The sequence below is a fragment of the Glaciibacter kafniensis genome (genome assembly GCF_039538945.1).
In the GTDB taxonomy this organism is placed as follows: Bacteria; Actinomycetota; Actinomycetes; order Actinomycetales; family Microbacteriaceae; genus Cryobacterium; species Cryobacterium kafniensis.
This window is the reverse complement of the sequence record NZ_BAABCN010000003.1, coordinates 320,368-336,649: the sequence shown is the minus strand read 5'-3', so window position 1 is coordinate 336,649 and position 16,282 is coordinate 320,368. Positions and strand designations below refer to the sequence as shown.

Genomic DNA, 16,282 nt, shown 5'->3' with positions numbered 1-16,282 from the left:
CGAGCTTCGACCTATGGCAGCATAGAAAATCATCCACAGGACACTGACCGGAATCCCTGGGTCGGCCCAGCCGGTTTGAGATGGCGTGTTGCAATTTCTCCTCCTTTACGTGCAGGTGGCGGGTGGGCAGCGGATGTCGCGGGGTCACGACGTCGAGACCGGGGCGCGAAAATGGTCACCGCGTTCGCTTCGCGTCTCTGACCGCGCGCTCAATCGCGGCAAGCGTCGAAGGCCATTCGTGCAGGATCATCCGCTGAGTGAGCCGGAGAGACACCCGGCCGAACCCCGCCAGAACCACGTCTCGCTGGCGGTCGGGCTCAAAGCGCTCCGGTCCGTGCCATTTCTTACCGTCGGTCTCGAGGGCGACGCAGTCGTCGACGACGAGGTCTTCGCTGTAGGGCAGTCCCGAGATCTTCTCCTGGGCCACGACGTGAAATCCGATCCGTCGAAGTCTGCGGCGCGCAATTGTCTCTTGCCCGGAATCTGAGGTGAATTCCATCTCCCGGATGCCGCGCTGCAGATGGCGGGGAGCATTCGCGCCGATGCGGCGCACCTCCTGTTCGGTCAGAAACTTTTCGTGGACCGCCGATTCGAGGCACGCGACCGCGTGCTCCTCGTCGAGGCAATGGATCGCCTGCCAGACCGCTTCGATCGGGTCGACCAGCCAGGACTTCCTCGGGGCACGATCGAATTTCACCGGCGCCCAGTGATAGTGGATGGACCGGTCGTCTCTGTCACGAACCGGGCGACGCGCGCTGTGCGAGTTCGGGGGAAGCTGCAGATGGAGCGATTGGTCGAGCCCAGCCCACACCCCCGCCCTGCGCAGAGCACTCAAACAGGTGATGCGGGCGTGGGCCGCGGCAGCCGTGAGCTGATCGGCGTCGGCATGACGGCAGAGATAGACGCCGCGCGAGGCACGTCGGATGACTCCGGCCTGTATCGCCAAGCGGATGTCGCGGGCCTCATACCCACGCCGGGCGAACTCAGCGGTCGTCGCAACGTGACCAAGTGAGCAAATGAGAGGTTCCGGGATGGGCCGCATGGCAGCATCCTGCCTCTGGCCGGGTGCATGCCGTCGCCAAGCATCCGTCTCGGTGGAGAACTTTCGCTGCGAGGGTGTGGGGGTTCGCGGCCCAACCCGACCCTGGGTTGCTCGACGTCAAGACGTAAAGGAGGAGATTCTGCGACACGCCGAGCCTTTCTGCCGGTTTGAGGCGGAGTGTCGCCGATTTTCCTCCTTTGCGTACAGCGACCCGCGCGCGTTCAGTCGAGAGACGAGACCGCGCAGATAGGGTTGGCTCTCATCGCTCCGAGCAGCCCGGGGCTCAACGCGCACGCCGCGGTACTTTGCGGCTGTTCAACGGTGAGCGCAGTGAAGTCACTGTGTGCGTGTTCGCTGTCGGTCCACGATGCGAGCACCGAGCCGCCCGCGGCGAGTAACGGGAGGGCCAGGGTGACACCGGTCAGGGCGACGGATGCGTCGTGGCCGGCCCCGCGACTCGAACCGGAGGCCGAACCGGAACCGGAACCCGGATCTCCGCCGAGGCCGGGCACAATCGCAAGCCAGCGCTCCTGGTCGGCGGCACCACCGCGAATGGATGCGCCGGGCTCGCCGAGGGCGACCGCCTTAACCCGCTGGAGTGATTCCGCCGGGAGCGCAGAAATCCGCATCCCAGCGTTCGCCAGAGACCTCGATCGAGGTCTCGAGCGTCGCTCCCCGTGGCCGAGACACTGAGGGTCACGTTTCCCGGTTCGGGAGCCGCCGAGATGCCGACCTGCCAGCGCACCGGCTCGCCCGGCACCAAGGACGCCAACGCCTTAGGCGATTTCCCGCAAGAGAGAATCGGTTTCGGAGCGTGAATTGGCTATCACACCACTACTCGACTGACTGTCAGCAAGGTGAATTCCCAGGTCGCTTCGGCGGACGGCACCCAATTTCACCCGCGCCTGAAGCACATGCGATTCGACGGTGCGCACACTGATGAACAGCCGCCCAGCGATTTCACTATTGCTCATTCCCTTACCGGCGAGCTGGGCGACTTCGCGTTCGCGCCGCGTGAGGAGCATCCGCTTGTCGAGCACGCTGTGCGAATCGCCACCGGTGCCACCGGCGCCACCGGCAGCAGCACCGGCATCAGTACCGGCGCCGCCGGCAGCATGAGCGATACGGGCATCGCCCGCCGCACCGGCTGCCGTCGTGGCAGTCGACCTCTCGCCGGCCGACGAGCGCGGGTTCCAGATGGCGCCAGAGACGATCGCGGCCGCGTCGATGGCGTCGGCTTGTGCCGTGCTCGCCGCGGCCTCGAGCGGGCGCCCGCGTGCGAGGTGGGCGGCTTGGGCTCCGCGGAATGCGAAAGACGCCTCCCAGACCAGCGCGAGTTTGCGAAAGCTGAATCCCACCGCGTCCAGGCGGAACCCGTCGCCAGCGGCCTCAGCCCGCAGGTGTTCTTCGAGGGTCGCGAGAAGGTCGGTGTGCTCGTCCGGGTGGGTCACGGGGAGAGAGTTGAGCAGCATCACGACCCGGTGCGCCGACTCACCGACCGCCAGAGCGCCGTGGAGCACCCGCAGAGTGAGAAGACGCGAGCGTTCATGATCGGAGGCCGCGAGGCTGAGGGAATCCGCGCGCGCCGCGGCCGCGTCGCCGCAAAAGAACTTGATCCAAATGTTGAATTGGGCGAAGCAGAAGTTCAACAGGGGCGACATCGAGATTTCTGCGGGGGAGACTTGGCCGGCTTGCGCTACTGCCTCGTGAACACGCCCCTCTGCGGCAAGCGCATGGCTTCGGAGCAGACGAGCCCAGGTCGTCCAGATCGGCGGGGCCATCCGATAGAGCCGCTCTGCAGCGCGGTCGAAGTTGGCGAGTGCGCGGGCGGGTTCGTTTGAGTCGAGCGCGAGATATCCGGAGACGAGATTCACGAAGGCGAGTTCTGTCGCGTTTCCGGAGCAGACGGCCCGCAGCGCATAGGCATCTAGGTCAGCGGCCAGGAGGCTCCGGTCGATTCCAATCTGTGCCCGGGAGATTCCGGCTAGTGCGATGAAGCTGGCGCATGCATCGTGTCCATGCTGCTTTCTTTGCCCCGACCTGGGGCGTGAGAGGGCAACCATCAAGGCCCGTCCGTTATGAATGGCTTGCGTCAATTCTGTGGCTCGACCGGCGTAGGCGTAGATCGGAAGGAGTTGCGTGACCGCCCGCAGCCGGGTCGCCGGCGATGATTTCTGGTTGGCTGCCAGTCGTTTCAAGGCGGTGACACGCAGTTCGGCGTCACAGGAGCTCAGCCGGGCAGCGGACCGTTGGAGAAGGCGCCAGTCGTCGAGCACCGAGTCGATGGTCCCCCATCGTCTTGCCTGCGCGAAAACCCGCTCCAGCGCAACGTCGTTGGGAGGGCTGCACCAGGCGAGGAGCGTCATCCACCAGGCGAGCACGTCTTCGTCTTCCTGCGCATCGGTATGCGGCAGCTGATCGTTCTCCAAGACCTGCAGCGCGTCGTCCCTGCGGCCCTGCGCGGCCAGTGAACGTGAGATCTGCAGCATGGCGAGCACATTCGGAGCCAGGGTTCGGGAGTGCTCCGCGAAGACCCTCGCGTAGGTCGGCAGGTCCCAAATATTGGCCAACCGCGCGGCACGGGCGAGGAGACATGCGGCGGCCGAGGCCTCGAGCTCGACGAGCGGGTCGATCTGAGGGTTCGCGGCCCAGAACGCCGCGACAAGCACGCATTCGGCCGCGGTCATTCGGTGGCCCTGCCGATAGTCGGCCAGTATTAGCAGTTCTGCGGTGTGTGCGGTCTCGAACGGGTTTTCGGTTGTCTGGCCGCCCATTGCGGCCGTGGCATAAAAGATGCTGGCCGAAATGGCTTCGGGCGCATGCGCGTCCTGCGCCACGAGTCCACGGCGAATCAGCGTGCGAAGTGGCGCCTGGCCGACGAGTCGGGCGGCCCGCACGTAGGGCAGAGTGCCGAGTTTGGCGACTGTGATCAGCGCGTACTCCTCCGCTGCGCTGAGATCGGCCAGTTGGGGCCGGGTGAGATCGAGGATGCGGGGAGAGATGGAGGTCGGGCCAAGTGCCGGGATGGTGCGTTCGCGACCGTACCGGCTCGACGGATTCATCACCTCGCGCGTCAGCTCGCGCAGCAGAAGCGGGTTGCCGGCTGCGTCATCCACGATGCGCGCACGCAGTGCGACGTCGAGACCGGGTGTGCCACTGACCTCGTGGATGATCGCCTTCGACTCTTCGAACCCGACGCCCGAGAGATCGATGCGTTCGAGGCCGTAGTCAGTCCAGAGCAAAGTCAGAAGTCGTTGAGTCTGAAGAGTGTTATCCCTGGCGCAGTCGCCCGGATGCGTGTCGAGGGTGACGAGAACAATGCGGGCTGGGTCAGTGGCCACCTCGACCAGCGCCTGTAGATCTTCGAGGCCGAGGAGGTGGGCATCCTCCACGATCAATACAGCGCGGCGCTCACTGTGCGGAGGTGATGGCTCACGCAGGATGCGCAGATCAGGCGGCCTGTTGCATTGTGCGATTGTGACGTCGTGACCGAGCGCGCTCAGAGAGCCGGCGATGCGCTCTGCGACGAAATTCTTGCCAAGACCGGGGAGGGCGGCCAGAACGACGCCCGTGCCGGCGGCCAGGAAGGTCTCGATCTGCGCGATCTCTCTGCGCCGAGCGGACCCTCTGCTTTCGTGGCGCGCGACGGCCCTCATCAGATGCTCCCGATACTGGTGCGACTCATCGATCATTTTGTCCTTCTTTTGCTCAATCATGGCGTGTTGTCAGAGGGCCCGCGAGCAAGGTGCGACGAATGACGCCGGACGACTACTGATTTGTCATCTCCGCGCGCGGAATTCAGTAGTACTACTGAAGTTCGGCCGGCGCGCGGCACGTCGTCGCTCGGTTAGTGCAGGGAATTCCAGAATGGGCTGATCATCTCGGGCGTTCTTGTGGGTCGTCAGGCGCGGATGGACAGGAGGATGCCGATGAGCACGAACACGCAACGCACGGTGGCATCAAGGGTTTTCGCCTGTGCACTGGTGCTGGTGCTCGGCGGACACTTTGTGATGACTTTTGCCTGGAACTCGGCGCCGAATGCGATTCGCGCGCTGATCGGACAGAACGTGCTGACGGCGTATATGACGCCGGTGTTCATCCAGGGGTGGGCGGTCTTTGCCCCCAACCCGGCCGCATCCAATGTGAGCCTGGAGGTGCGCGGTCTGCTGCCCGGCGTTGACGGTGGAGAGGACACAGAGTCTGAGTGGTTCAGCATTACCGCGCATGACAATGCCGCGGCAATCCTGCACAACCCGGTGCCGTCGCGCATGTACTTGAGTAACTACATCCTGGGTGACCGCTTTCACGCCGCGTTCCTCCAGCTCAACCCTGACGTTCGAGAGCTGGTCGGGGGCGACTTTTATGGTGACGGATGGCTGGACCGGGTCAAGATCGCCCTGCTGAGCGGCATGAAGGTGGATTCTGACGTCAACGTCACGCAATACGTCGAATACGAGCAGACCGTCACAGGGCTTGCGACCGCCATCGCCCGGGCGCGCTGGGGAAACGAGATCACCGGCGTGCAGGTCAAAGTGGTGACAACACCAGTAATTCCCTTTGCCCAGCGTCACGACCCGACGGCAACCACGCAACCGGCCTATTTCATCGAGGGGTGGCGGTCTCCCCTTGAGGTGCCAGGGCTCGATGAGAGCGTCATCGTGTCGATGTATGGCAAGGCAGTCGTCTCGTGAGCGCCCCAGTGAACACTCCGGTGGCGAGCCCCCTGAACACCCCGGCCAAGAACCCGCTGCACGCGGCGTGGCAGCGGGGCGTCAGACTGCTGCAGAGCGGTGAGTCCTGGCTGATGGATGCCAAACGCGCGACGTATGGGGCATCGCTGGCGCGCATCATCTACGGCATCGTTGTCGTTGTCTTCGTCGGTGCAAATCTGGGCGTGAGCGGGTTTCTCTGGGGACCCGGCTCGAGCTGGACGCAACCGATCAGCCACCAGACCACCTGGGCTTTTCCGTTCGTGTTCTACAGCACCGCAGACCCGGCCTGGCTGTTCACTCTCAAGTTTCTTCTGCTCGGTCTCGCCGGGCTGGCGCTCCTGGTGGGCTGGCATGCGCGCATCGCCGCCATCACCGTGCTCTTTCTGATGATCTCCCTCGTCTCGACGAACCCGGTCGCCGCCGACCAGACGGACAACGCGTTCCGCATCCTGTTGCTCTATTTCTGCTTGACCGATCTGTCGGCGCACTGGTCGATGGATGCCCGTCGGCGCGCTCGCCGCGTGCACAGAGGCATCCGTCGCCCGCGTGCGCCCGGCTGGCGCCCGCTGATCTCGCCGGTGTACTCGAACGTCGTGCATAACCTGGCGATTGTTGCCGTCGCGCTGCAGATCTTCATCATCTACGGCGTTGCCGGGCTGTCAAAGGTGCCGGGCTCGTGGTGGCAAGACGGCACTGCGGTGTATTACCCGCTGCAGCTTGAGTCGCTTTCGCCGTGGCCGGCGCTCAGCGACCTGGTCGTGACGAACAGTCTGGCCGTGAACATCGTGACCTACGTGGCGGTCTTCATCCAGATCTTCTTCGCCTTCATGCTTCTTCAGCGGTGGACCAGGGCGATCGCTCTGATCGTGATCGTCGGGATGCATGCCGGCATCGGCATCCTGATGGGGATTCCGCTGTTCTCGCTCTCGATGATGGCGGCCGACGGAATCTTCGTGCGCGACACGACCTACGCGAAGATCGAACATTTTGTGTCGAGCAGAGTACTTCCGCGGATGCCGTGGGTGCGGCGGATGCCCGGCGCGAGTCCGCGCACCAGTAGTACCCAGACGGCTCCCACTGAATACATCAGTAGTTAAGGGGTAGCTCCCAGCACGATCTCCAGCAGTCCGCGCCAATAGCGTCGAAGTGGGCCATTCGGGTGGCCCGCCGCGCGTCGAGCAGAGTCTCTTTGCTCATACTCTGCGATTCGCGGGGCATTCACTTTGGGGAAGGCCTGCTGATGATGCGACCACGGAAACGACCACTATTGATGACGGGGGTGACGCTCGCTGTCGTGGGAAGTCTGGCTTTCGCCGGACTCTCTGCGCCGGCCTTCGCCGCGCCAGGAGACAAATCTGAGGCCGAGGGGCGAATCCTCAGCGGCGGCGGAGTCATCAATCTCGATGGCGTGGCCTCGCTGGCACCCGCATACTCGGGCAACCCTTCCTCACCGGCGGCGTCGACGAGCCCGCTGTCGCTGGCCGTATTGAGCGCGCTCAACGTAGATCTCGGCAGCGGCATCAAGCTGTTCGGCGCCAACCCTGTGATCGGGGTCGGTGCCCTCGGTCAGTATGCGTCGTCGGTCGATGCGAATGGCGCGAGCTTCGCCTCATCCGGCGCCATCGGTTCTGACGGTGCGATAGCCGCGGGCCCGAGCGGATCGACCGACACCATGTTCGTGGATGCAACCCAGTTGCTTTCGGTCGCGGGCCTCGACCCGCTCACTGCGCAACTCATCTCTGAGCTGCGTGTCGAGCTCGGCGCGATCTCGGCAACTGCAAGCCAGACCCCGGGTGCTCTCGCAACCGGCGACTATCAGATTGCGGGCGGCAAGGTCGTTCTCAAGAGCCCCACGCTTGCTGCACTCACAGCCGGCCTGGACACCACGCTAGGCACGCTGTCGACCACTGTGAATGCCCTGGCAGGGCCCACTGGGGCTCTCGGTTCGACGCTGAGCGGTATTTCCACCGATGTGGTTGGGCCGCTCACAACCGCCGTCAACACGGCTGGGCTCGGACTTCTGACCGTGAACAATGTTGGCTTGACCGCCGGACTGACGGTGGACTTAAGCACCGCGTTGAGCGCAATCACTCAGGCGCCTTTGGTCAGTACCGACGGAATCACGACGATCAACCTCGCCACCGGTGAGATCACGATCGATCTCGCCGCACTTCACGGCCATGCCGACCACACGCTGAATGATCTCGATCCGAACACCGAACTGCTCTCGGGAGTGGTTGTCCGCACCGCCTTGAACAGCTCCATCAACAGCGTGCTGAACCAGATTCCCGCGCTGCTGGTGACCACGGTCAACAACACGATCAACAACGCGACGTTGACAGTCAAGCTGACCGCCAAGGTCAGGGCAATTGTTCTCGATGTCGCAGATGTCGATGTGACGATCAACGGCACCGTCGGCCAATTCATCGCCGGCACGGTTCCGGGATCAGGGATTGACGTCAAGGCAGCGCTGCTGGGAATTCCCGTTGGCGCACTTGTAGCGCCTATTCTCGGCACGGTTACAGGCACCCTCCTGCCCGCCATCGTGACTCCGTTGAAGAACGCGATCACCGGCGTGGGTGTCGGCGATGGACTGTTCCAGCCTTCCGTGCTCATCGCGACCACTGCCCTCGAACCGCTGCTCGATGCGGTCAACGGAGTGGTGTCGCTGAAGGCCAACGTGCAGGAGACTGACGGAACCTTCACGAAGGCCGGTGCAGTCTCTGCTGGTTCATTCACCGAGCGAGCACTCGTTGTCTCACTCCTGCCGGTTCTGGGCACACCGCTCGCTCAGGTGAACCTCGCCTCGGCGACGGTTCGCGCAGCTGCCACAGCGGTCGCGATCACGAGCCCGGCGAACAATGCCAGCTTCACTGTGGCGGATGCTGCGGGCACGACCCCGGTCACAGTGACGGGAACCGGTGAAGCCGGAGCCACGATCTCGGTGGTGGCCGGCGGCCAGACGCAGACCGCAACGGCTGCCGCTGACGGAACCTGGACGGTGACCTTCACCGCACTTCCGGTGGGCAGCTACACGGCCACGGTCACCCAGACGGCGGGCCTCAAGGTGACGACGGCTTCGGTGAACTTCACAGTTGCGGTTGCGGGTACCACGACGCCGGGTACGACGACGGCGGGTACGACGACGCCGGGTACCACGACGCCGGGTACGACGACTGCGGGTACGACGACGCCGGGTACGACGACGCCGGGTACGACGACTCCGGGTACGACGACGGCGGGTACGACGACTGCGGGTACGACGACGCCGGGTACGACGACTGCGGGTACGACGACTGCGGGTACGACGACGCCGGGTACGACGACTGCGGGTACGACGACTGCGGGTACGACGACGCCGGGTACGACGACTCCGGGTACGACGACTGCGGGTACGACGACGGCGGGTACGACGACGGCGGGTACGACGACTGCGGGTACGACGACGCCGGGTACGACGACTGCGGGTACGACGACGCCGGGTACGACGACTCCGGGTACGACGACGGCGGGTACGACGACTCCGGGTACGACGACTCCGGGTACGACGACTCCGGGTACGACGACGGCGGGTACGACCACCAACCCCGACGTTCCCTCCACCTACACCGTGACCTTCAACGCTCAGGGCGGCAGCGCCGTCAAGGCGATCACCGCGCAGAAGGGTAAGAAGTTCACCGCTCCGAAAGATCCGACCCGCACCGGGTACGCGTTTAAGGGCTGGTTCACCAATTCCGATGCGTCGAAGAAGTGGGTGTGGTCGACTCCGGCCAACGGCAACGTGAAGCTCTACGCCGGCTGGACGAAGAACGCGGCGACTGCCCCGACCGTGAAGCGCATCTCCGGTGATGACCGCTATGCCACTGCGGTCGCCCTCTCCAAGGCCAGTTACCCGAAGACGGCGCCCATCGTCTACGTGGCGACCGGCGCGAACTTTCCCGACGCGCTGGCTGCCGCTCCGGCAGCCGCCAAGCTCGGCGGGCCCCTGTTGCTGACGACCATCGACGCACTGCCGGCGAACGTCACAGCTGAGATCAAGCGTTTGAAGCCTTCGCGCATCGTCGTGGTTGGCGGCACAGCCGTCATCAGCGATGCCGTGCTCAAGCAGCTCAAGGCATTGCAGCTGAACACAGTGCGATTGGGAGGTGCCGACCGGTACGAGACGGCAAAAATGATCGTCACGGATGCCTTCCCCGGCACGGTTTCGGAGGCTTGGCTTGTCACCGGGACAAACTTCCCTGACGCACTCTCGGCCGCCGCCGTCGCGGGCAGCCGCAAGGTGCCCGTCGTGCTGGTCGACGGGGCACAGAGCAGCGTCGACACGGCAACGAAGAACCTGCTGGGCAAGCTCAAGCCTTCGAAGATCACGATCGCCGGCGGCCCGGCCGCGGTGAGCCCCGGCATCGAGGCCTCGTTGAAGTCTGGCTACACGCTCGCCCGCCTCGGCGGACCCGACCGCTACGGCACGAGCTTGGCGATCAACGCGAACAGCTTCAGCAATCCGAAGACCGTCTACCTCGCCACCGGCGCTGTCTTCGCCGACGCCCTCGCCGGTGCCGCGGTTGCCGGGGCGACGAGCAGCCCGCTCTACGTGATTCCGAACAACTGCGTGCCCAGCAAAATCCTCACAAAGATCACCGCCTGGGAAACCACGAAGGTCATCGTCGTCGGCGGTACCGCCGCGCTGACCAGCGCTGTTGAAAAGTTGACGCCCTGCGAGTAACCCAGTAGCGGAGTGACGCCCGCATAAGAGAACCGCACCAGAAGGGGGGCGGATGCCGGCACCACCGGCATCCGCCCCTCATGTGCATTGCTGCGGGCCTTCCGCCGCCTGCCCGACCACGTAGCAGCGCCCAAAATCTGTCTCGGGTGTGACGTAAAGGAGGAGGTTGAGCTTGAAACTCGGTGGGCCGGTCTCGAGATCGGGTCACGTGTTTTCGACAAGCTCAATCGCCGGATGGCCGGCGCGCGCAGAACTCGTGCGCGGCGAGACCGCTGCGAGACCGCTCACCCTAAGCTGACGGTATGGCTGTGCAGATGAGCCGAACGCAACGAGACGAAGGTGGCTCCGTGATCGACGCAAACATTGTCGGCAGCGGCCCGAACGGCCTTGCCGCCGCCGTTGTGCTTGCCCGCGCCGGACTCTCAGTGCGCGTCTATGAGGCCGAAGACACCATTGGTGGAGGCGTCCGAACGCTCGAGCTGACCGAGCCAGGGTTTCGGCATGACTGGGGCTCGGCCGTGCACGCCATGGCGTTCGCCTCGCCCTTCTTCCAACACTTCGCAATCACCGAGCGCACTGCGTTCGTCACACCGGAGATCTCCTATGGGCACGCTCTCGACAACGGCCGGGCCGGAATCGCCTGGCGCGACCTGGGTCGCACCAGTGACGGGCTCGGCCGCGACGGCGCCGCCTGGTCGCGCCTGCTGAAACCTCTCGTCGACAACGGTCAGCGGGTCGCTGAGTTCGTGACGTCGCCGATGTTGCCGGTGCCGCGGCATCCGCTCACCGCACTCGGCTTCGGCCTGCGCGCCCTCGAGCAGGGTTCGCCACTGGCCGGCCTGCGCTTTCGCGGCGACGTGGCGCCGGCCATGCTCGCGGGTGTCTACGCGCACTCGATCGGGCGGCTGCCGTCGCTCGGCACGGCCGCGGCCGGCCTCATGTTGGCCACGCTCGCGCACAGCGTCGGCTGGCCGATTCCGGTGGGCGGGTCGCAGGTGATCACGGATGCGATGGTGTCCGACATCGAGGCCCACGGGGGTGTGATCGAGACCGGCCACCGCATCGGCTCGCTCGCCGAGTTGCCCGCCGCACGCGCGGTGTTCTTCGACACCTCGGCCCGGCAGCTCGCGCTGTTGGCGGGGGAGCGACTCACGCCGTCGTACCGGCGGGCGCTCGGGCGGTTTCGCATGGGCAACGCAGCCTCGAAAGTTGATTTTGCGCTGTCGGCGCCGGTGCCGTGGGCGAGCGCTGATCTGCGCCGGGCCCCAACCGTGCACGTCGGCGGGCGGTATGCCGAGGTGGCGGCGGCTGAGGCGGCTGTGGCGCAGGGCAAATATGCACGGTCGCCCTACGTGCTCGTGTCGCAGCCGAGCCTGTTCGATGTGACGCGCGCGCCGGCCGGAATGCACACCCTGTGGGCATACGCGCACGTTCCGGCGGGGTCGGACCGCGACATGACCGAGCCGATCACGGCGCAGATCGAGCGGTTCGCGCCGGGCTTTCGCGACGTCATCCTGGCCTCCCGCGCGACGCCGGCGACCGAGCTGGAGCAAGCGGATGCGAACTTCATCGGTGGTGATATTGCGACCGGTTCCGCAGATTTCAGGCAGTTGCTGGCGCGCCCGGTGCTGTCGAGCCGGCCGTGGCGAGCGGCTCCTGGGCTGTATCTCTGCTCGGCCGCGACCCCGCCCGGGCCCGGCGTGCACGGCATGGGCGGATATCACGCGGCACGGCTCGCATTGCATGAGGTGTTCGGGCTGCCGGTGCCGTCGCTCGCGCCGAACTCGCCCCAATCCGTTTCATAGCGCGGCTCGTCGCATCCGTTCGCGCAGTCGCATCCACGCGCGCATCCGCACCCGCCTCCGCCGGCACGCAAAGGAGGAGAATCTGCGACACGCCGTGTGAAACCGTCTGGTTTGCTCGGTGTGTTGCGAAAACTCCTCCCTTACGTCACGGCGACGGGCGTGGGAGGGCACGCGGGGATAGAGAAGGGGGCGGATGCCGGTGTGCCGGCATCCGCCCCCTTCTCTGCGGTTGTCTGATGCGGGTGTCACGCCGCTAATGCGTTACGCGCAGGGCACCAGGTTTTCGACGCCGCTGGTCAGCGCAGCGGTGCCACCGATGACGACGACCTTGGTGCTTCCCCATGCGGTGATCTTGGCGAGGATCTCGCTGGGAACGCACGTGTTCGGAATCACGTAGAGCGGACCATTCGTCGCCCCGGCAACCGCGGCGCCGGCGAGAGCGTCTGCGAAGCCGCTGCCGGTGGCCAGGTAGACGGTCTTCGGGTTGGTGAAGCTGTTCGCGTTGATGGCCAGGCTCGTGGAGTAGCGATCGGCCCCGGCCAAGCGGGAGACCGTGTGGCCAGACTTCAACGACGTCTCGATGCCGGGGCTCACCGCGGCAGGGCCGCCGGCGATCGTGATCTTCGCGGGCTTGAGCTTGCTGAACAGGTTCTTCGTGGCCTTGTCGACGCTGGTCTGCGCCCCGTCGATCAGCATGACGGGCACCTTGCGGCTGCCTGCGACGGCGGCCGCGGAGAGCGCGTCAGGGAAGTTCGTCCCGGTGACGAGCCAGCTCTCGGAAACCGTGCCGGGGAAGGCATCCGCGATGATCGCGTTCGCCGTCTGGAAGCGGTCGGCACCCCAGAGTCGCACCGTGTTCTTCTGCAATGCCGTGAGTTCCTTCAGCACGGCGTCGCTGATGACTGCCGTGCCACCGACAACAACGATGCGCGCGGGCTTCAGACGCTTGATCTCGGCTTTGACGGTCTCCGGCACGTTGTCGATGCTCGTGAGCAACAGGGGTCCGCCCAGCTTGGCGGCCGCGGGGGCCGCAGCCAGCGCGTCGGGAAAACTCAAGCCAGTCGCCACATAGACGACGGGCGCCGTCTTCGGGTAACCGAGCTGGGAGACTGCGATTGACGTCGCGTAGCGGTCTTCACCGGCGACGCGCTGCACGGTCGGGGCGGTCGCCGCGTTCCTCGTCCATTTGGCGTCGACCTTGAGGTTGGCGGTCGCGGGAGTCTTCCAGGCCCAGGCCTTCGTGGTGGCGGCATCGGTGAACCAGCCCTTAAAGGTGTATCCGGTGCGGGTCGGAGCCTTCGGCGCGGTGAACGGCGTGCCCTTCGGTGCCGTGATCGGCTTCACCGCGCTGCCGCCCTTGGCGTCGAAGGTCATCGTGACGGTGACCGGAACGACGGGTTTGGCCGTCCACGTGGCGTAGATGGTGGTTGGACCGGTGACGCGGTTGGTGTCGAAGACCCAGGGGGTTCCGCCGTCGGCGGTGGTGGTCCAGCCGTTGAAGGTGTAACCGGTGCGGGTGGGCGCAGCGGCCGGCTCTCCGACGAGCCCGTTGTAGGTGGCTGTTCCGTTGGCAACAGCGGTGCCCTTTTGGCTGTTGAAGGTCACGGTGTAGGTGTTGATGGTCCACTGTGCGTGGAGGGTGGTGGCGCCGGTGATGGTGTCGGTGGCGAAGTTCCACGCGGTTCCGTCGGTGGCCTGGGTGAACCAGCCGTTGAAGGTGTAGCCGGTGCGGGTGGGGGCAGTGGTCGGCTGGAGGACGAGCCCGTTGTGGGTGGCTGTTCCGTCGGCGACGGGGGAACCGCCCTGACTGTTGAAGGTCACGGTGTAGGTGTTGATGGTCCACTGTGCGTGCAGGGTGGTGGCGCCGGTGATGGTGTCGGTGGCGAAGTTCCACGCGGTTCCGTCGGTGGCCTGGGTGAACCAGCCGTTGAAGGTGTAGCCGGTGCGGGTGGGGGCAGTGGTCGGCTCGATGACGAGTCCGTTGTGGGTTGCTGTTCCGTCGCTGATGGGGGAGCCGTCGTGGCTGTTGAAGGTCACGGTGTAGGTGTTGATGGTCCACTGTGCGTGGAGGGTGGTGGCGCCGGTGATGGTGTCGGTGGTGAAGTTCCACTTGGTGCCGTCGGTGGCTGCGGTGAACCAGCCGTCGAAGGTGTAGCCCGTGCGGGTCGGGGGAGTGGTCGGCTCGATGACGAGTCCGTTGTGGGTTGCTGTTCCGTCGGTGATGGGGGAGCCGTCGTGGCTGTTGAAGGTCACGGTGTAGGTGTTGATGGTCCACTGTGCGTGCAGGGTGGTGGCGCCGGTGATGGTGTCGGTGGCGAAGTTCCACTTGGTGCCGTCGGTGGCTGCGGTGAACCAGCCGTTGAAGGTGTAGTCGGCGCGCGTCGGGACCGGCGGTGCACTGAGTGTCGTGCCGTGGTCGGCGGTGGTGCTGGTGTCGGGGGCGCCGTTGTGGTGGTCGAACGTCACGGCGTAGTTGTTAATCGTCCACTGTGCATAGACGGTGGTGGTTCCTGCGAGGGCCGTGGCCGGGTCCCACTGGGTTCCGCCGGATGCGGCGGTGAACCATCCGTTGAAGGTGTAGCCGGTGCGCGTCGGCGCCTGGATGACCCCGTTCAGGATCGGTCCGGACTGAGGATCAGTAGTCGCTACGTCAAGGCTTGACGCGAAGACCTGCATGATTGAGGCGGGTGTCGAACCGTCGTTGCGATTGAACGTGAGTGAGGGAAGAGGCGACAGAGAGGCTGGGCGCTCGTAGCTACCGGTATTCAGGATGATTCCCAGGTTGCCGGTTGCTCCGCCACCCCGCATCGTGCCGCTTGTCACGAGCACGCCTCTGTTCAAGATGGTGCCGGCGCCTTGCAGAATGCCCGTGTTGGTGACAAGCACTCCCGCCGGAATAGCCAAGGAGTCGGTGGGGATTCGCAGGGTTCCGGCATTTGACAACGACCCGAACGCGAGCGGGGTCGCAAGAGGCGCCTGGTTCAGCGCATCCTTCCCTGCACCGATTGCCGTTCCGAGTGCGTGGCTCGTTGCGTACACCTCGGCCCCGGCGCCGATCGTCGTGGTGGCCCCGGGGTCCATGCTGTTTCCGCCGAGTGCCGCCGCATACATGGAACCGGTGGCTCTGACCGTTCCGCCGGTGATGTCGATCGTCAGCGGCGTGAGTCCGGTGCCGCCGCCAATGCCTGCTCCGTACCAGCCTCCGGCGGCGTTGATATCGCCGCCGGTGATCGTGACGCTTCCGCCGGTAAGAAACTGCTTCGGAAAGGAGAGTCCGGTGAAGCCGGTGCCGATCCCCGCGCCACCATCGTTGGTGGGAACTCCCGACCCATTAAGGGGAGCACCTGATGCGGTGACGGTGCCTCCGCTGATGACGATGGCGCCCGCGGCTCCATAGAGACCGCCACCGATTCCCGCGCCAACGCTCGTGCTCACGGCCTTGATGGAGCCGCCGCTGATAGCTGTCGATCCACCGGCGCCGTTCTGGCCCCCGCCGATACCGGCACCACGGAGACCGCCGGTGGCGGTCACTGTTCCGCTCTCAATATTGATCGTGCCCGAGCTCTCGCCGTTCGATCCGCCGATTCCGGCCCCGTACGAACCGCCGGTGGCGATGATCGACGAGCCAGTGGGTCCAGCCACGGTCAGATGTGCCCCGACTGGAACGGCAATGCCCGCGCGATCCTGGGCGCCGGTGGCGGTCAGTGTGTTGCCGTTGAGCCGCAGCGTCACGGTGCCCGTCGGGGGGACCGCAATGCCGCCGGTGGTGATATTCGCGGTCAGGGTGATGTCTGTCGGGTTGTCCGCGGATGCGAGGAGGGCTGCGTTCAGTTGCGTGGCATCGCCCACGGATGCGGCAAGGGGAGCAGCCGTCGCAGGGAGGGCAGGAACAATCGCGAGCCCCGCAGCCAGAAGTGTGGCCGTGGCGAGAGCGCCAAATGGCATAGTGCGCGAGCGCGGACGAGCGTTGGTCACGAAAGTTCCCCCTAGTATCGAAGCC

Annotated in this window: 8 protein-coding genes; 4 read left to right on the top strand and 4 right to left on the bottom strand. The window is 65.4% G+C overall.

What is annotated here, in order from left to right; genetic code table 11:
* Nucleotides 1-175 precede the first annotated feature (175 nt).
* The 3 genes from ABD791_RS09365 to ABD791_RS09355 form a co-directional block, all read right to left on the bottom strand.
* Nucleotides 176-1,042, bottom strand: coding sequence for a type IV toxin-antitoxin system AbiEi family antitoxin domain-containing protein (locus ABD791_RS09365; protein ID WP_345065300.1), 867 nt, complete (start codon nt 1,040-1,042; stop codon nt 176-178).
* Between the two features lie 221 nt (nt 1,043-1,263).
* A complete protein-coding gene (locus tag ABD791_RS09360; protein ID WP_345065298.1) occupies nt 1,264-1,671 on the bottom strand; it encodes a hypothetical protein in 408 nt (135 codons plus the stop codon).
* 147 nt (nt 1,672-1,818) lie between these two features.
* Nucleotides 1,819-4,734, bottom strand: a complete 2,916-nt coding sequence (locus ABD791_RS09355) for a helix-turn-helix transcriptional regulator (RefSeq protein ID WP_345065296.1) — start codon at nt 4,732-4,734, stop codon at nt 1,819-1,821.
* A 237-nt stretch (nt 4,735-4,971) separates the two neighbouring features.
* On the opposite strand from ABD791_RS09355, the gene ABD791_RS09350 reads away from it, so the two are divergent.
* The 4 genes from ABD791_RS09350 (at nt 4,972) to ABD791_RS09335 (ending at nt 12,282) form a co-directional block, all read left to right on the top strand.
* Nucleotides 4,972-5,733, top strand: a complete 762-nt coding sequence (locus tag ABD791_RS09350; protein ID WP_345065294.1) for a DUF5819 family protein — start codon at nt 4,972-4,974, stop codon at nt 5,731-5,733.
* Nucleotides 5,730-6,851 (top strand): HTTM domain-containing protein, encoded by a 1,122-nt coding sequence (locus tag ABD791_RS09345; RefSeq protein WP_345065292.1) that lies wholly within the window; start codon nt 5,730-5,732, stop codon nt 6,849-6,851. Before ABD791_RS09350 ends, ABD791_RS09345 begins: the two co-directional genes overlap by 4 nt.
* 197 nt (nt 6,852-7,048) lie before the next feature.
* On the top strand, nt 7,049-10,477 hold the full coding sequence (locus tag ABD791_RS09340) for a choice-of-anchor G family protein (RefSeq protein ID WP_345065290.1): 3,429 nt from the start codon (nt 7,049-7,051) through the stop codon (nt 10,475-10,477).
* 347 nt (nt 10,478-10,824) lie between these two features.
* The gene (locus ABD791_RS09335; RefSeq protein WP_345065287.1) at nt 10,825-12,282 is read left to right on the top strand and encodes a phytoene desaturase family protein; all 1,458 of its coding nucleotides are present in this window, start codon (nt 10,825-10,827) and stop codon (nt 12,280-12,282) included.
* 261 nt (nt 12,283-12,543) lie between these two features.
* Here the strand turns inward: ABD791_RS09335 and ABD791_RS09330 are convergent, their stop codons facing one another.
* The gene (locus tag ABD791_RS09330) at nt 12,544-16,257 is read right to left on the bottom strand and encodes an InlB B-repeat-containing protein (protein ID WP_345065283.1); all 3,714 of its coding nucleotides are present in this window, start codon (nt 16,255-16,257) and stop codon (nt 12,544-12,546) included.
* Nucleotides 16,258-16,282 lie beyond the last annotated feature (25 nt).